Raw genomic sequence first — 16,427 nt, forward strand, 5'->3', positions numbered from 1 at the left:
CTCACAGGGGCCGGCTGAGGATGCGGCGGCCCTCGTCGCGGAAGCCGCGCTTGCCGTAGTAGGCGAACAGGTGGCCGACGTCGGCGCCGTTCGGGGCGATCACGATCTCCAGGGTCGTGCAGCCCCGGGCGGCGGCCCAGTGGCGGCTGTCCTCGATCAGCCGCTCCGCCTCGCCGCGCCGCCGCGCCGCCGGCGTGACGAACAGGTCCTCCAGCTCGGCGTAGAGCCCCTGCTCCAGCCCGAACGCGGTCGTGGTGATGCCGAACGCGACCAGCGCGCCGTCGCTCTCGCTGACCGCGACCCGGGCCTCCGGCGAGGCGATCAGCCTGGTGAGGTTGGCCTTCAGCGTGTGCGCCGGGGTGGTGAAGCCGTCCTCGGCGTAGAAGGCGACGGCGAGGACGTGCAGTGCGGGCAGGTCCTCAGGGACGGCGGCGCGGATCATGGCAGCCATGATGCCCCGATTCGCGGACGAGTGCGTCGAACAGGGCCTGCTGGGCCGGGTCGCGACGGGCGGTGTCCTCCGGATGCCACTGGACGGCGGTGAACCAGCCGGGCAGGCCGTCGTGCTCCAGGGCCTCCACCGTGCCGTCGGCGGCGTGGGCGGCGGGGGACAGGCCGTCGCCGAGGCGTTCGACGCGCTGGTGGTGGAAGCAGGACGCCTCGACCTTCCGCGTCCCGGCCGCGCGCTCCAGCAGGGTGCCCGGGAGCAGCGACACCGGGTGCACGACGTGCCGGTGCCCGCCCTCGGGGCCGCCCATGTCCTGCTCCAGGGTGCCGCCGAGGGCCACGTTGACGACCTGGAGCCCGCGGCAGACGGCCAGGGTGGGCAGCCCGGCGGCCAGCGCGTGGCGGGCCAGGGCCAGGTCGAAGGCGTCCTGCTCGTCGTCCACGTCGTAGACGTCCTGGTGGGTGTCGGGGGCGCCGTACCGGTGGGGGGCCACGTCGCCGCCGCCGGGCAGGAGCAGGCCGTCGAACCTGGCCATCCGGCCCGCCACGTCGTGCTCGTCCGCCGGATGGATCGTCGCCGGCTCGCCGCCCGCCCGCCACACGGCCTCCACCAGGGCGCGGGCGCTCACCTCGGCGGCGTACCGCAGGGCCGAGGCCGTGGCGGAGAAGCGGGCGGGGATCGCGATCAGGGGTCTCACAGCTGGATCCAGGTGGTCTTGAGCTCGGTGTACTTCTCCAGTGCGTGCGCCGACTTGTCGCGGCCGTTGCCCGACTGCCGCATGCCGCCGAAGGGCACGGTCAGGTCGCCCTCCTCGTAGCAGTTGACCCAGACGGTGCCCGCCCTCAGCGCGCGGGCGACGCGGTGCGCGGTGCCCAGGTCCGACGTCCACAGGCCGGCCGCGAGGCCGTAATCGGTGTCGTTGGCCAGGCGGACGGCCTCCTCCACGTCGTCGAAGGCCAGCACGGACAGCACCGGCCCGAAGATCTCCTCCCTGGCCAGCCGGGAGCCGGGGTCCACCCGGTCGAAGACGGTCGGTTCGAGGTACGTGCCGCCGCTGCCGGTCAGGATCCGGCCGCCGCCCGTACGCAGCCGCGCGCCCTCGGCGAGCCCGGCCTCGACGTGGCCGCGCACCCGTTCCAGGTGGGCCTCGCCGACCAGCGCGCCCATCTCCGTGGCCGGGTCGAGCGGGTCGCCGACCCGCAGCGTACGGGCGCGGGCGACCACGGCCTCCGTCACCCGCTCGGCGACCGACCGGTGGACCAGCAGGCGGGAGGGCGCGGTGCACATCTCGCCCTGGTTGAAGAAGATGCCCCAGGCGGCGGTGGCGGCGGCGGCCTCCAGGTCGGGGGCGTCGGGAAGGATGATGTTGGGCGATTTGCCGCCCAGCTCCAGCCATACGCGCTTGAGGTTGGAGTCGGCCGAGTAGCGCAGGAAATGCCGGCCGACGGCGGTGGAGCCGGTGAAGGCCAGCACGTCCACGCCGGGGTGCAGGCCGAGCGCCCGCCCGGCGGTGGGGCCGTCGCCGGCGACGACGTTCAGCACGCCCGGCGGCAGCCCGGCCCGGGTGGCCAGCCGGCCCAGCTCCAGGGCCGACAGCGGCGACAGCTCCGACGGCTTCAGCACGACCGTGCACCCCGCGGCCAGGGCGGGGGCCACCTTCCACGAGGCGAGCGTGAGCGGGAAGTTCCACGGCACGACCGCGCCGACGACCCCGGCGGGCTCACGGGTGACCAGGGCGAGGGCGTCGGCGGGCACGTGCGGGGCCTCGTCGGTGAGCTTGCCGGCCAGCTCGCCGTACCAGCGGAAGGTGGTGATCGCGGCGCGCAGCTCGATGTCGTGCGCGTCGGTGATCGGCTTGCCCATCTCCAGGCTGACGAGCAGCGCCAGCTGCTCGCGCCGCTCCTCGATCAGGGACGCCAGCCGCACCAGCGCCCGCCCGCGCTCGGCGGGCGCCATCCGCGGCCACGGCCCGGAGTCGAACGCCCGCCGCGCCGCCGACACCGCGAGCCCGACCTCCGCCTCGCCCCCGTCGGCCACCTCGGCCAGCACCCGGCCGTCGCGCGGCGAGCGCACCGGGAAGGACGCGCCGCCCGGCTCGTCGGCACCGTCGATGTGGTGCGCGGACGGCGGCACCAGCGCCGCGGCCCGGCTCAGCCATTCCTCGTGGGTCACCGCTTGTTCGGTGGCGAACGTCTGGCCGTGAGTCCGTGCGTCCGCCGGGTCTGCCATCGTCGGCCCTTCTGTCGTGGACGGGGGTGAAACAAAAATGTATGGGCCCAAACGATCGCCAGTCAATGGCCTGCCACGACTCGCGGGATAGGCTTCCGGCGGAGGGAGGACGAGATGGACGGCAGAAACCCCGCACTCGCCCGCTTCGACGCGCTGACCGGCCGGTGGGCCCTCCAGGCCAAGGTGCCGGGGCTCGGCGCCGCCCGGTCCGAGTTCACCTGGCTGGAGGGTGGCGCCTACCTGCGCCAGCACACCGAGTCCGGCCCGGTCCCCGACACCGCGCCCCTGGAGTGGCGGCGGAACTCGCCGTTCCCCGCCACCTCCCTGATCGGCCTCGACGACGCCACCGGTGAGTGCGCGATGCTCTACGCCGACGTCCGCGGCGTTCACCGCGTCTACCGCACGACCCTCGACGGCGGTGTCTGGCGCGTCTGGCGCGAGGCGCCCGGCTTCAACCAGCGTTTCACCGGCGAGATCTGCGACGGCGGCGACCTGATCGAGGGTCGCTGGGAGATGTCGGAGGACGGTCTGGTCTGGCGCCTCGACTTCGAGCTGACCTACACCCGCGACCTCGCCTGAGCCGGGAACAGGGCTCGCGGATCGTTGACCGGGCGTCAGGTTCGTTCTAGCATCCGCATGCCTGTATCCGAAAATTTCCCATGATATCCGAAACTTTCGGTCGGCTCCTCGCGCGTCCCCGCACCCTCCCGGAGAACGTGACATGAGAAGATCCAGCCCGTTCGCGCGCTTCCTGCTCCTGCCGTCCGACGGGCTCCGGTACGCCGTCTCCATCGACGACCAGCCGCCCCAGACGGTCGACATCACGGCCGTGACCGGCGCGAACGACACGACCATGAACCGCCAGTGGGAGCGCAACACCTCCGACAACGTCAACGAGACCACCACCGTGCACACGGTCACGACCCCGGGCATGCACGTGCTGAAGTTCTGGATGGTGGACCCGACCGTCGTCCTGCAACGGCTCGTGGTGGACACCGGCGGGCGCCTGCCCAGCTACTTGGGGCCGCCCGAGAGCCGGCGGGCCGGTGCGTCGTAGACCACCTTCGGCGGCCGGCCGCCGAACAGCTCGCCGACCGTGACGAAGCGGTAGCCGCGGGCGGACAGGCCCTTCAGCACCCGCGGGAGGGCCTTGACCGTGGTCGGATGGATGTCGTGGAACAGGATGACGCTGCCGGGGCGGACCCGCTTGAGCGCGACGCGGGCCACCCTGGCGCTGTCGCGGTGGGCCCAGTCGAGGGTGTCCACGCTCCACAGGACCAGCGGCCGGCGCGCCTGCCGCCGCACGTCGCGGTCCATCGCGCCGTACGGGGGGCGTACCAGGCCGGGCACGACGCCCGTGGCCGACTCCACGGCCCGGTCGGTGCGGGCGAGCTGGGACCTGATCGCGGCCGGAGTCAGCCGGGTCAGGTCGGGGTGGGACCAGGTGTGGTTGCCCAGCTCGTGCCCGGCCCCGACCGTGCGCCGGACCACGTCGGGGTAGGCGGCGACGTTCCGGCCGACGACGAAGAACGTGGCGCGGGCCTGGTACTTCGCCAGGTGCCGCAGGAGCGTCCCGGTGTAGGGGCCCGGGCCGTCGTCGAAGGTGAGCGCCACGCACTTGACCTTGCGGCAGTCGACCTTCTCCGCCGGGCTGCCGGACGGCTCGGCGGACGGCTCGGCTTGGTCCGGCTTCTGGTCGGGCTTCGGCTCCGGGGAGGCCGACGGCGTCGGATGCGTGGGGGTCGGATGCGTGGGGGAGGGCGTGGGGCCGGCGGGGGTGGCCCCCGTGAGCGCGGTCGTGACGGCCAGCATCGCCGTGGCCATTGCGATACCGGACAGACCCGGCCTCATGGCGCTGTTCATGGCGTTCCCCCTCATGCACCGCCCCCGGTGCGTCATCCCCTGAGATCAGCCCACAAGGACCGTTCCAGAGAGTTGGACACCAGATCCGCCCGCAAGGTTCGCAAGAGCGATCATCTGCGGATGAAGGTTTCTCCCATGCCCTACGGGCAGAAGTGTCCGGACGTGACAGCACCGACCGCCTAAGGTGGAAACGACGCCTTGTCAGGCACGGGAGGCATCGGAGATGCGGAACGGCCGGACCAGCACGACCCTCGCCCTCGCGGCGCTCCTGATCGCCGGATGCGCCTCCGGCGGAGGCGGCGCACGGCCGCCGGGCGGCCCAGGACAGGCCCAGGGCCCGGTGGCCAGGCTCGCGATCACCCCCGCCGACGGCACGAAGAAGGTCGCCCCCGACACCGGGATCAGCGTCAAGGTCACCGGCGGCAAGGTCACCAAGGTGACCGTCGCCGACGCCAAGGGACGCCAGGTGACCGGCTCGACGGCGGCCGACGGCACCTGGCGGCCCCGGTGGCCGCTGCGGCCGGCGACGTCGTACACGGTGAGCGCGCAGGCCATGGGCACCGACGGCAAGGCCGTCACCGGGCAGTCGTCCTTCACCACGCTCAAGCCCGGCCGGACCCTGCAGAGCGGCATGTCGCCGCTGGACGGCGAGAAGGTCGGCGTAGGGATGCCGGTCCAGCTCCTGCTGTCCCAGCCGGTCACCTCCAGGCAGGCCCGCGCGGCGGTCGAGCGTTCACTGGTCGTGAAGATGTCCGAGCCGGTCGAGGGCGCGTGGAGCTGGGTGAGCGACCGGGAGGTGCAGTTCAGGCCGCGCGACTACTGGCCGGTCGGCGAGCAGGTCAAGGTCGTCGCCCACCTGGCCGGGCTGCGCGCGGGCCAGGACCTGTGGGGGACCAAGGACCGCAGCCTGTCCTTCACCGTCGGCCCGCGGCACATCACCAAGGTGGACGCCGACCGCCACCGGGCCGTCGTCACCGCGGACGGCAAGACCGTCCGGACGATCCCCGTGAGCCTCGGCAAACCCGGCGACGACAGCTACTCCGGCACCATGATCGCCCAGGAGAAGGCGGCGGAGACCGTCATGGACTCGGCCACCATCGGGAAGCCGGGCGAGTACAAGATCAAGACCAAGTGGAACGTCCGGATGACCTACAGCGGCACCTTCTTCCACGCCGCGCCCTGGTCCACCGGCGCGCAGGGCAACTCCAACGTCAGCCACGGCTGCGTCAACGCGAGCCCCGCCGACGCCCGCTGGTTCTACGACTTCACCCAGCGCGGCGACGTCATCCAGGTCAAGGGCACCTCGCGCAAACTGCGGTTCGGGAACGGCCCCACGCCGTGGGCGAAGTCGTGGGAGGAGTGGCTCGCCGGCGGCGCCACGGGCAAGCCCGTTACCGGCTAGACCCGCATCTAACGGCAGGACCTGCGAGAACATCAGAATGTCGCCTTGCCCGCGCGGGTCCGTCCCACGATCATGTCGCGAATGGACGCCGACGTACCCCTGGACTACTACCTGATCTACGCCGCCCCCGAAGACCGCGGTCGCGGAACACTTCCCCTGGGCATCCTGGTCGAGGAGTTCGTGCTCTGCGACGACTACACCGCCGCGGGCATCGACTGCGCGGAATGGACCTCCGACTGCGGCGAGTGGCGTGAGTCGCCCGGGTCCAGCCGGGCCATCCGCGCCGAGCCCGCGCTGCGCGAGCGGGTGCTGCCGGTGACCCGGCGCGACGCCCGCGACACCTACTCGATGCTCGGCGGGGGCGCGCTGCCGCAGGAGGCCGAGCTGCGGGCCTTCTTCCAGTACCGCCAGGCGCTGCCCGCCGCGGCCCCGCTCGACCTGGGCGGCTCCCGGTCCACGCAGACCCGGCGCTACCGCATCCTGTTCGCGGGCGAGCTCGGCGAGCGCGGCCTGGCGAACGTGCGCACGGTCCTGCGCCTGGAGCAGCCGGAGGTGAACCCGCGGGCCAGGATCGCGGGCACCGCCACCGGGACCGCCGCGGGACACACCTTCACCTGGGAGCTGCGGCGCATCGGCCCCGGCATCGCCTGGTGCCTGGACGTCACCGTACGCCTGAGCGCCGGCCCGCTCGCCGCCATCGGCGCCCTGCTCCACCACCACCGGCAGGCGATCCGCGGGCAGGGCCTGATCCCGGTGACCATCGAACGCTTCGCCTAATGGGAGACGGGGGCAGGGCGCGGCGACCGCGTGGCCGGTCGGCGGGTCAGGGCACCGCGACCGCGTGGAGGGTGACCGGGCCGGGAAGCGGGTTCAGCTCGTCGGCCTGGGACACCCCGGGCGGGGTGAGCACGTCCAGTGCCTTGGGCACCGTGCCGGGGTCGGCCGCGCACAGTGGCGCGCCGCCGCCCTCGGCGCACACCCCGAACCGGTACGGCTCGGGCGTCGCCGCGAACCCTCTGGCCTGGTCGGCGGCGTAGCCGTCCTGGCCGGTCAGCACGACCGCGAACCGCCACCCCGGCCCCGGCGTGCCGAAGGACGCCTTGGGCAGGGCGACGGTGATCGTCCTGGTGGCCTCGGACGCGCGCACCGCCGCGCCGCCGGGCCCGCGCCCGTCCGCGGTGACCCAGACGGGGGCGGCGAAGCCCTGCGCCTCGACGCGCTGCGACCAGGCGTCCTCCTCGGCGATCCGGTGGTTGCGCTGAGGGAAGGCCGCCTGCGCCGACCGTCCGGCGGCGGCCGGATCCTGGACGTAGACGTCGAGGAGCTGCGCGCCGAGCGGGTTGCCGAACGTGGGGGTCAGGTCGCGCAGCCCGGCCCGCAGGTAGACGGTGGTCGCATCGGTGATCACCTGGAACCGCCGCAGGTCGAACGCTCCGGGACGGAAGTCGGCCGCCGTCGGGTAGGCGTAGGTCCCCGGGCCGTCGTCGTCGCCCTCGGGGTCGGTGACGTCGAGCACGGTCGTGCCGCCGGTGATGTCGCCGACGACCGAGCGCCGGGCGTACCCGGTGCGGCCGTCCGAGGTCGCGGCGACGGTGAGCACGACCTCGCCGAACACGATCGGAGCCCGGGCCGTGAACGCGCCGTCGGCCCCGGCCCGCACCGAGACGACCCGCGCGGGCGCCCCGACGTCCACGGGCGCGGCCTCGACGTCCACGAGCGCGCCCGGCGCGGCCGTCCCCTTCACGGTGACTGAGGTGTCAGCAATCGTCCCGCCTCCGGCGGGCGGCGAGGTGAGGGTGAGCGGGGTGGCGGCGGGCAGGCCGTGGGCGGCGTACCGCTCGCGCACCGCCTCGGGCTGCTCGGCCGGACGGCGGGAGCCGAGCGACAGAATGAGCCGCACCTCCTGCGCCTGAGCCCAGGTCAGCGGGGACGCCGACCCCGCCGGCCCGCCGTCGCGGAAGCCGATCGAGGCGGTCGCCGGGTCGCTCCCGTACGGCGACGCGCCCAGGCCGGGGTTCTCCCACGCCTGCTCCGGCACCAGCCCCGTCCCCGACGACATCGCCCGCATGGCCGCCAGCAGCGACGCCGCCGTGGCCTGGTCGCCCGTCTGGAGCGCCTGCTCGGCCCGCTCCCCGGCCAGCACCGGCCACACGTGGCCCGAGCCGGTGTTCCCGGTCGGCCACGGCCTGCCGGACGGCGCGCACGAGGTCGGATCGGGCTCGTGGCAGTCGCCGTAGCCGTCCTCGGTGCCCGGGGTGTCCGAGCCGTACCGGTACCAGCCGGGGCCGCTCGCGGTCGTGCGCCTGATCACCCGGTCCACGACCGCGAGGCCGGCCAGCACGTCGGGGTCGTCCGCGGGCAGGACGCCGAGCCTGGTCAGCTCCAGGAAGCCGGCGTCCACCACCCGGCGCTGGTCCTCGGTGGGGCCGCCGTTGCCCAGGCCGTAGGAGACGGCCGCGTCAGGGTCGCCGCCGCGCGACAGGCGCAGGAAGTAGCGGGGGGCGTACGGGCCGGTGGTGGTCACCGTCCACTCCTTGACCGAGCGGGCGAAGTGGTCGGCGGTGGCCCGGTAGAGCCGGGCGCGGGCCCGGTCGCCCTGCCGGTCGGCGATCTCGCCCGCCGCGACCAGCCCGGCGATCTCGGCCGCGATCGTGGACGGCGAGTGGCCCGGCTGCTCCTCCCACCGTTCCACGCCGTACGCGGGCCCGTGCGCCAGCAGGAAGTCGGCCGCCGCCCGTACGCGCGGCCACAAGGTCGCGTCGCCGCCGAGCCCGGACTGGTGGGCCATGAGGATCGGATAGGCAGTCTCGTCGAGCTGGTCGCCGCCGGAGTCGGGCGCGAGCCGGCCGTTGAGCAGCGAGTTGCGCGGCAGCCTGCCGTCGGGGAGCTGCTGGCGTTCCAGCAGGAAGCGGGTGGTGGCGCGGGCCGTGGCCAGGTCGCCGGCGGTGAGGAAGCCGGTGAACGCCTCGTACAGGTCGCGGGCGAACACCTCGCGATAGGAGCCGAAGTAGACCGGTTTGCCGTCCGGCAGCGCGCCCGCGTCGACCGCCTGGCCCCACGGGCTCGCCGGCGAGGCGACGACCGCGCCGGGGAAGGTCTTGTCCTCACTGGCCTTAAGCACGTTCGCCGACAGCCGGTAGGCGTCGGCGAGGGCGGCGGGCGGCCGGCGCAGCCCGGCGTCGTAGGCCGCCCAGCCCGCCTCGAACCGGGCGAGGGTGGACGCGAACGGCCGCGCCGCCGCCTCGCCCGCCGTCCGCAGCGCGGCCTCGGCGCTGCGCCCGAAGCCCAGCGCGAACGTCACCGCGCCCGAGGCGTCGATCGGCAGCCGGGCGGTGGCCACGACGTTGCCGCGCGGCGCGCTGTCGTAGGCGGTCAGCTCGTGGTCGGCGTCGAGCTGCGCCAGCCCGTCGCCGGACGTTCCCGCGTAGCCGACGCCGGCCCGCGGCAGCCGCCGCTCCGCCCGCAGCGCCAGGTGGGTGGGCACCGCGTAGTCGCGTTCCGCCGCGGAGGTCTCGGTGCCGGTGTCGGAGATCACGGGCGCGCCGGTGGCGGCGTCCACCGTGCCGGTGTCGGCCCCGCCGTCGGCCGGGCCGCCGCCGCCGTTGCCGTTCACGCTCGCGTCCAGCCGGACGTACAGGCGCAGGCCGGGCGGCTGGAGCCGGGTCCGCACGACGACCGCGTCGCTCCCCGGGTCGGTGACGTAGGTGGTGGTCAGCCGGTAGCGGCCGCTTCTGCTGGTGGAGGTGACGGTGCAGCTCAGCCCCGAACGGCCGGTCTCCACCCGGTAGGTGGTGTCGCGGGCCTGCGCCTCGGTGAACGTGGCGCCGTCGGTGACGACGAACTGCATCGTCTCGACGTTCGTGTTGTCGATCGTGGGCTCGTAGACGTCGGACAACACGCCGCCCGCGACCGTGTACCAGACCTTGGAGGTCCGGCCGGCCGCCGTCCCGACGCAGTCCTTGCGGGCGAGCCCGAAGTGGGACGCGACCCCGGGCCCGGTGGGCGCGGGGCCGGCGGCGACGGCGGGCCCGGCCGCGACGGCGACCGGCGGCACGCACAGGACCAGGGCGACGACGAACCGCCGGAAACCACGCATGACCAGCTCCCCTCCGCCCTCCGGCGTCTGGTTGCAGCGAAAACCGCCCCACCCGCCCTGTCAACCCAGCACGCCGGTGACCGGGCCGGCCTCGTCACGGGCGGACCGGTGCCGCGGTCAGCGACCGCCGGCTCGACGCGGCGCGGGCGTGCCGGTGTCGAACACGGCGAACAGGTCGTCCTCCTCCGGAGCCGATGCGAGCAGTTCGAGCAGCTCCATGGCGATGACGGAGTTCCCGAGTCCCTCCAGCCGCGCGGGTGCGAGGACGGACAGGTCGACAAGGTCCTGGGGGCACGTGACGGTCGGCGGTGTCATGGATGCTCCTTCGTCGGCTCCGGCCTGCCCGCGGCGTTCCTCGCACGAGGCGAAGTCGCTCGACGGGCCGGTTTCACCTTGGCGGACTTTCGCCTGCCCGCCAATGGCCTTCCGCTCCACCGCCGCCCCGAACGGGCCGCCCGGCGTGCCAGGAGGGCCCGGCGGAACCGCGCTGACCAGGTCTTTCATCCCTGTCGTTCCCCTTCGGGAGAAGGCATTCCCATCCGGCATGGCCCGCGCCGCGACCGGCCGTAGGGTGATCGTGCCCCCGACGGACGAGAGCAGGAGCGGATCATGCGCATCGTGCGGTTCAACAGCCCGGTGACCCGTCTCGACGCGGTCGGCGTCGACGACGGGGAACAGGTGGCGGAGCTCGACGGGGTGGGCGGGGTGGGCGAGCTGCTCCGGCTGCCCGTCGCCGAGCTGCGGGAACGATGTGCCGCCCCCGGCGGTCCCCGGCACAGGTCGGCGGACGTGCGCCCGCTGGCCCCCGTGGACGGCCGGATGGAGGTGTGGGCCGCCGGGGTCACCTACCGGCGGTCGCGGGAGGCCCGGGTGACCGAGAGCGAGCGGGCGGCCGACGTGTACGAGCTCGTCTACGACGCCGAACGCCCCGAGCTGTTCTTCAAGTCCGTGGCCTGGAAGGTGTCCGGGCACGGCGGCCGGATCGCGGTACGCGCCGACTCGGAGATCGACGTGCCCGAGCCGGAGCTGGGCCTGGTGCTCAACGCGGCCGGCGAGGTCGCCGGTTACACGGTCGTCGACGACGTCAGCTCGCGCACGATCGAGGGCGCCAACCCGCTCTACCTGCCCCAGGCCAAGATCTACCTGGGCGCGTGCGCCGTCGGCCCGGCGATCAGGCCCGTGTGGGAGGTGGCCGACCCGTACGCGCTGGGCATCACGATGGCCATCTCCAGGCGGGGCCGTACGGTGTGGGACGGCGAGGCGTCCACGTCCGGGCTGCACCGGCGCCTGGACGACCTGGTCGCCCACCTCTTCCGCGCCGACGTCTTCCCCGACGGGGCGGTGCTGTCCACCGGCACGAGCCTGGTGCCCGACCTGCCCTTCACGCTGCGGCACGGCGACGTCGTCTCCATCGGGATCGCCGAGGTCGGAACGCTGACCAGCACGGTGGTCGAGGGCCTGGACGCGATGCGCTGAAAGGCTTTTCATGTAAATCCAGTAGGAAATGTTGACTTGGCTGCGGGGGTTCCGTAGCTTCGTACGCATGAGCCAGGGCCTGTACCTGACCCGGCGCCCGCACGTGGACTACGGCCACGTCGCCAGCGCTCAGTGTCGCTGATCACGTACCTCCGGCAGACCTCCCTACCCCCTGCGCAGTTCTCCCCAGAGGAACTCATCGTGATCGACATCAGACGTGCACTCCTCGCCGTGCTGCTCGCGACCGTGACGGTCGGCTGCGGCGCGGCCGAGGGCTCGGCGAAACCCGGCGAACCGGAGGTGAAGGAGCTCCGCTACCAGGGCAGCGCGGGCAACGTCACCTTCCCCGAACTGGCCGCGGAGCTCGGCTACCTCGGCGACGTCAAGCTCAAGTGGGTGGGCAACACCACCTCAGGGCCGCAGGACATCCAGTCCGCGGCCACCGGCCAGACCGACTTCGGCGGCGCCTTCGACGGCGCGGTCATCAAGCTCAAGGCGGCCAAGGCCCCGATCAAGGCGGTGATCGGCTACTACGGCTCCGACGAGAAGTCGTTCAACGGCTACTACGTCAAGGACGACAGCCCCATCAGAACCGCCCGCGACCTCATCGGCAAGAAGATCGGCGTCAACACCCTCGGCGCCCACCACGAGGCCGTCATCAAGGAGTACCTCAAGCGCCAGGGCCTGACCCCGGCCGAGATCGAGCAGGTCCAGCTCGTGGTGATCCCGCCGGTCAACACCGAGCAGGCGCTGCGGCAGGGGCAGCTCGACGTCGGCACGCTCGGCGCCGTGCTCAAGGACAAGGCGCTCGAACGCGGCGGGCTGCGTCCGCTGTTCACCGACGTCGAGCTGTTCGGGCCGTTCACGGCCGGGTCCGTCGTGCTGCGCGAGGACTTCATCGCCAGGAACCCCGGCACCGTCAGGACCTTCGTCGCCGGCTTCGCCAAGGCCATCGCCTGGGCGCAGACCCGGCCGCGCGAGGAGGTCGTCGCCACGTTCGAGCAGATCATCGCCAAGCGCGGGCGCAACGAGAGCACCGACGTCGTCAAGCTCTGGAAGAGCACCGGCATCGCGGGCAGGGGCGGGGTGATCGACAGCCGGGAGTTCCAGCGGTGGATCGACTGGCTCCAGCGCGAGGGCGAGCTCCGTCCGGGCCAGGTCAAGGCCACCGACCTCTACACCAACGAGTTCAACCCCTACGCGAACGGGAGCGGCTCATGACCGCCACGATCAGCGAGACCGGCGTCCGTACGAAGATCGGCATCCGGAACGTCGGCAAGGAGTTCACGGTCAGGGACGCGGAGGAGCCGTTCACCGCCCTGTCCGGGATCGACCTCGACGTCCGCGAAGGGGAGTTCCTCACGCTCGTCGGGCCGAGCGGCTGCGGCAAGTCCACCCTCCTCGACCTGGTCGCCGGGCTGACCGCGCCGACGACGGGCGAGATCGTGGTCAACGGCGCGCCGGTCACCGGGCCCGGCCTCGACCGGGGGATCGTCTTCCAGCAGTACGCGCTGTTCCCGTGGCGGACCGCGCTGGCCAACGTCGCGTTCGGGCTGGAGGCCAAGGGCGTGCCCAGGGCCGAGCGTACGGAACGGGCGCGGCGGCACCTCGAACTGGTCGGCCTGTCCGGCTTCGAGGACCGCTACCCGCACGAGCTGTCGGGCGGCATGCGCCAGCGCGTCGCCATCGCCCGCAGCCTGGCCTTCGACCCCGACGTCCTGCTGATGGACGAGCCGTTCGCCGCGCTCGACGCCCAGACCCGCGAGTCCCTCCAGGAGGAGCTGCTGCGCATCTGGCAGCACACCCGCAAGACCGTCGTCTTCATCACGCACGGCATCGACGAGGCCGTCTACCTGGGGCAGCGGGTCGCCGTGATGACCTCAAGGCCCGGCCGGATCAAGGAGATCATCGAGGTGGAGTTCGACTCGCGCGAGGGCGACCTGCGGGCACACCCGCGCTTCGGCGAGTACCGGCACCACGTGTGGGGGCTGCTGCGCGACGAGGTCGCCGCGGCGCAGGTGCAGGAGCGGACGGCGGCGATCCGGCATGACTGACGCGCGCGCCGACGAGCGGACCCGCCCCGAGGGCGACGTCCACTGGTACGACCTCCCCGACGACGAGCCGGAGCCCGTTCCCACCTCAGGGAAGGAGCCCGCCGTCCCGGTCCGGCCCACCGAGGGGGAGAGCCGGAACCCGGCCCCGGCGAGAGCGAGCCGGAAGGCGGCGCGGAGCCGCGCGGGCGGGCTGGCGCGGCGGGCGGGACGGAACTCGGCCGCGATCCTGCTGCTCCTGGCCGCCTGGGAGGTGCTGCCCCGCCTCGGCGTGGTGGACCCCGTGTTCGTGCCCCCGCTCTCCGAGAGCCTGGCCGCCGGCGCGGACCTGCTGCTCACGGGCCGCCTGCCCGAGCACCTGGAGGCGTCGCTGGCGCGCTCGCTGTCCGGGTTCGGGCTGGCGATCGTGCTGGCCATCCCGCTCGGGCTGCTGATCGGCTGGTACAAGCCGGTCGCCGACTTCCTGACCCCGCTGCTGGAGGTGTTCCGCAACACCTCCGCGGTCGCGCTGCTGCCGGTCTTCACGCTCATCCTCGGCATCGGCGAGACGACGAAGGTGGCGTTCGTCCTGTACGCCTGCTCCTGGCCCATCCTGCTCAACACCATCAGCGGCGTGAAGACTGTCGAGCCCCTGCTGATCAAGTCGGCCCGGTCGATGGGGCTCGGCCCGGTGCGGCTGTTCCAGAAGGTGATCCTGCCGGCCGCCGTCCCCACCATCTTCACGGGCGTACGGCTGGCGGGCGCGTACTCGATCCTCGTCCTGCTGTTCGCCGAGATGGTCGGCGCCAAGGCCGGGCTCGGCTACCTCATCCTCGACGCCCAGTCCAGCTTCCGCATCCCCGACATGTACGCCGGCATCATCACGATCTCCGTGGTCGGCCTGCTGTTCAACCTGCTCCTGATCGGCGTCGAGCGCCGCTTCTCCACCTGGAGGACCACGTGACGAGAAAGCTCCACCTGAACGCCTTCCTCATGGGCGTCGGCCACCACGAGGCGGCCTGGCGGCACCCGCGCACCGAGCCGAGCCGCCTGACCGACGTCCGCCACTACCAGGAGCTGGCCAGGATCGCCGAGCGCGGCAAGCTCGACTCGCTCTTCCTCGCCGACGGCGTGGCCCTGCAGGGCAACGTCCGGCACAACGCGCTCGGCGGGCTCGAACCGCTCACGCTGCTGGCCGCCCTCGCCTCGGTGACCGACCACATCGGCCTGATCGCGACCGTCTCCACGACGTACAACGAGCCCTTCCACGTGGCGCGCAAGTTCGCCTCCCTCGACCACATCAGCGGCGGCCGGGCCGGCTGGAACATCGTCACCTCCGCCAGCGAGGCCGAGGCGCTCAACTTCGGCGTCGAACGCCCCGCGCACTCCGCCCGCTACGCCAGGGCGGACGAGTTCCTGGAGGTCGTCGGCAAGCTCTGGGACAGCTGGGAGGACGACGCCGTCCTGGGCGATCGCGCCGGCGGCCTCTACGCCGACACCGGCAAGATCCATCCCATCGAGCACATCGGGCGCCACTTCGCCGTCAGGGGACCGCTGAACACCTCGCGCTCGCCGCAGGGACGTCCGCTGCTGGTGCAGGCCGGGTCGTCGGAGGACGGCAGGGAGTTCGCCGCCCGGCACGCCGAGGCCGTCTTCACCGCCCAGCAGACCCTGGAGGAGGGCCAGGAGTTCTACAGCGACATCAAGCGGCGGGTGGCCGCCCACGGCAGGCAGCCGGACGACCTGCTCGTCCTGCCCGGCATCTCGCCGATCATCGGCTCGACCGAACGGGAGGCGCTGCACCTGGAGAAGGAGCTCGAAGACCTGATCATCCCCGCCTACGGCCTGGCCCAGCTCTCCCACATGACCGGCATCGACCTGACCGAGGACGACCTCGACCTGCCGCTGCCGGACGTGCCCGTCGAGACCGAGGGCGCGCAGAGCCGGCGCAAGCTCGTCATCGACCTGGCCAAGCGGGAGCGCCTGACGGTCCGGCAACTGCTCAACCGGCTGGCCGGCGGCCGCGGCCACCGCGTGGTCGCCGGGACGCCCGAGCAGATCGCCGACCAGCTCCAGGAATGGTTCTTCACCGGGGCGGCCGACGGCTTCAACATCATGCCGCCGCTGCTCCCGTCGGGCCTGTCCGACTTCGTCGACCACGTCGTGCCGGAGCTGCAGATCAGGGGCCTGTTCCGGTACGAGTACGAGGGCCGCACCCTCCGCGACAACTACGGCCTGACCCGGCCCGCCTCCCGGTACGCCGCCAGGCTGGCAGCGGCGGTGGCCGGATGAGCGTCGTGGCGCTGGTCGGCAACCCCCGCGAAGGCTCCAGGACGAGGACCGTGGCGGTCGAGGCGGCCGAGGCCGTCGCGCGGCGGCTCGGCCTCCCGGGCGCGCACGACGTGGTCGACCTGTCGGCGCTCGGGCCGCACCTGCTCGCCCCCGGGCCCGCGCCCGGCGTCGAGGTGGCGCTGGAGCTGGTGACCGAGGCGAGGGTGCTGGTGGTGGCCAGCCCCACGTACAAGGGGACGTACACCGGGCTGCTGAAGGCGTTCCTCGACCGGTTGCGGCCGGAGGCGCTGGCCGGGGTGGCGGCGCTGCCGCTGCTGGTCATGGGCGACCCGAAGCACGCGCTGGCGGTCGAGGTGCACCTGCGGCCCCTGCTGGTGGAGCTCGGCGCGACCGTGCCGACGCCGGGGCTGGCCGTGCTGGAGTCGCGGCTGCCCGAGCTGGAGGAGATCCTGAGCCGCTGGGCGGACCGCGTCGCGCCGCAGGTGGCCGCGGCCCTCGCGGTCGGCCACCCGGCCACCGCCTGAGACCGGGCGGCTCTCCGGGGAGCGGGCCTCCCCGACCGGCCTCCTGACCGGGCCTTCTTCAGCGGGC

The 16,427-nt window shown here is 73.2% G+C and carries 16 protein-coding genes; 10 read left to right on the forward strand and 6 right to left on the reverse strand.

All coding sequences use genetic code 11. The annotated features are described in order from the left end of the window. Position 1: 1 nt before the first annotated feature. The 3 genes from AB0J97_RS11270 to AB0J97_RS11280 are packed head-to-tail and all read right to left on the reverse strand — an operon-like array spanning position 2 to position 2,677. Positions 2 to 442 carry a GNAT family N-acetyltransferase gene (locus AB0J97_RS11270; RefSeq protein ID WP_364087119.1) on the reverse strand — a complete coding sequence of 147 codons (441 nt, stop codon included), beginning with the start codon at positions 440 to 442 and terminating at the stop codon, positions 2 to 4. Then, positions 420 to 1,145: a gamma-glutamyl-gamma-aminobutyrate hydrolase family protein gene (locus AB0J97_RS11275; RefSeq protein ID WP_364087121.1), complete on the reverse strand. Its 726-nt coding sequence runs from the start codon at positions 1,143 to 1,145 to the stop codon at positions 420 to 422. Before AB0J97_RS11275 ends, AB0J97_RS11270 begins: the two co-directional genes overlap by 23 nt. Further along, a complete protein-coding gene (locus AB0J97_RS11280) occupies positions 1,142 to 2,677 on the reverse strand; it encodes an aldehyde dehydrogenase (protein WP_364087124.1) in 1,536 nt (511 codons plus the stop codon). Before AB0J97_RS11280 ends, AB0J97_RS11275 begins: the two co-directional genes overlap by 4 nt. A gap of 114 nt (positions 2,678 to 2,791) precedes the next feature. On the opposite strand from AB0J97_RS11280, the gene AB0J97_RS11285 reads away from it, so the two are divergent. Then, entirely contained in the window at positions 2,792 to 3,256 is a 465-nt protein-coding gene (locus tag AB0J97_RS11285; RefSeq protein WP_364087126.1) for a hypothetical protein, read from the forward strand. A 142-nt stretch (positions 3,257 to 3,398) separates the two neighbouring features. After that, positions 3,399 to 3,734, forward strand: a complete 336-nt coding sequence (locus tag AB0J97_RS11290; protein WP_364087128.1) for a hypothetical protein — start codon at positions 3,399 to 3,401, stop codon at positions 3,732 to 3,734. On the opposite strand, the gene AB0J97_RS11295 is transcribed toward AB0J97_RS11290, so the two are convergent. Next, the gene (locus tag AB0J97_RS11295; RefSeq protein ID WP_364087130.1) at positions 3,692 to 4,501 is read right to left on the reverse strand and encodes a polysaccharide deacetylase family protein; all 810 of its coding nucleotides are present in this window, start codon (positions 4,499 to 4,501) and stop codon (positions 3,692 to 3,694) included. The genes AB0J97_RS11290 and AB0J97_RS11295 overlap by 43 nt on opposite strands. Positions 4,502 to 4,763: 262 nt before the next feature. On the opposite strand from AB0J97_RS11295, the gene AB0J97_RS11300 reads away from it, so the two are divergent. Continuing rightward, a complete protein-coding gene (locus tag AB0J97_RS11300; protein ID WP_364087132.1) occupies positions 4,764 to 5,942 on the forward strand; it encodes an Ig-like domain-containing protein in 1,179 nt (392 codons plus the stop codon). An 81-nt stretch (positions 5,943 to 6,023) separates the two neighbouring features. Beyond that, the gene (locus AB0J97_RS11305; RefSeq protein WP_357693673.1) at positions 6,024 to 6,719 is read left to right on the forward strand and encodes a hypothetical protein; all 696 of its coding nucleotides are present in this window, start codon (positions 6,024 to 6,026) and stop codon (positions 6,717 to 6,719) included. Between the two features lie 46 nt (positions 6,720 to 6,765). Here AB0J97_RS11305 and AB0J97_RS11310 read toward each other — a convergent pair whose 3' ends face one another. Further along, a complete protein-coding gene (locus AB0J97_RS11310; RefSeq protein WP_364087135.1) occupies positions 6,766 to 10,038 on the reverse strand; it encodes a glucodextranase DOMON-like domain-containing protein in 3,273 nt (1,090 codons plus the stop codon). Positions 10,039 to 10,155: 117 nt separating this feature from the next. After that, entirely contained in the window at positions 10,156 to 10,353 is a 198-nt protein-coding gene (locus AB0J97_RS11315) for a hypothetical protein (RefSeq protein ID WP_364087137.1), read from the reverse strand. Between the two features lie 294 nt (positions 10,354 to 10,647). On the opposite strand from AB0J97_RS11315, the gene AB0J97_RS11320 reads away from it, so the two are divergent. From AB0J97_RS11320 to AB0J97_RS11345, 6 genes are all read left to right on the forward strand, one after another. Beyond that, the gene (locus AB0J97_RS11320; RefSeq protein WP_364087139.1) at positions 10,648 to 11,514 is read left to right on the forward strand and encodes a fumarylacetoacetate hydrolase family protein; all 867 of its coding nucleotides are present in this window, start codon (positions 10,648 to 10,650) and stop codon (positions 11,512 to 11,514) included. Positions 11,515 to 11,715: 201 nt separating this feature from the next. Next, a complete protein-coding gene (locus AB0J97_RS11325; RefSeq protein ID WP_364087141.1) occupies positions 11,716 to 12,735 on the forward strand; it encodes an ABC transporter substrate-binding protein in 1,020 nt (339 codons plus the stop codon). Continuing rightward, positions 12,732 to 13,568, forward strand: coding sequence for an ABC transporter ATP-binding protein (locus tag AB0J97_RS11330; RefSeq protein WP_364087143.1), 837 nt, complete (start codon positions 12,732 to 12,734; stop codon positions 13,566 to 13,568). Before AB0J97_RS11325 ends, AB0J97_RS11330 begins: the two co-directional genes overlap by 4 nt. After that, the gene (locus tag AB0J97_RS11335) at positions 13,561 to 14,508 is read left to right on the forward strand and encodes an ABC transporter permease (protein WP_357693661.1); all 948 of its coding nucleotides are present in this window, start codon (positions 13,561 to 13,563) and stop codon (positions 14,506 to 14,508) included. The genes AB0J97_RS11330 and AB0J97_RS11335 overlap by 8 nt, the downstream gene beginning before the upstream one ends. After that, positions 14,505 to 15,836: an LLM class flavin-dependent oxidoreductase gene (locus AB0J97_RS11340; RefSeq protein WP_364087146.1), complete on the forward strand. Its 1,332-nt coding sequence runs from the start codon at positions 14,505 to 14,507 to the stop codon at positions 15,834 to 15,836. The genes AB0J97_RS11335 and AB0J97_RS11340 overlap by 4 nt, the downstream gene beginning before the upstream one ends. After that, entirely contained in the window at positions 15,833 to 16,360 is a 528-nt protein-coding gene (locus AB0J97_RS11345) for an NAD(P)H-dependent oxidoreductase (RefSeq protein ID WP_364087148.1), read from the forward strand. Before AB0J97_RS11340 ends, AB0J97_RS11345 begins: the two co-directional genes overlap by 4 nt. Positions 16,361 to 16,427: the final 67 nt, after the last annotated feature.

It is taken from the genome of Nonomuraea sp. NPDC049607 (assembly GCF_040675375.1).
In the GTDB taxonomy this organism is placed as follows: domain Bacteria; phylum Actinomycetota; class Actinomycetes; order Streptosporangiales; family Streptosporangiaceae; genus Nonomuraea.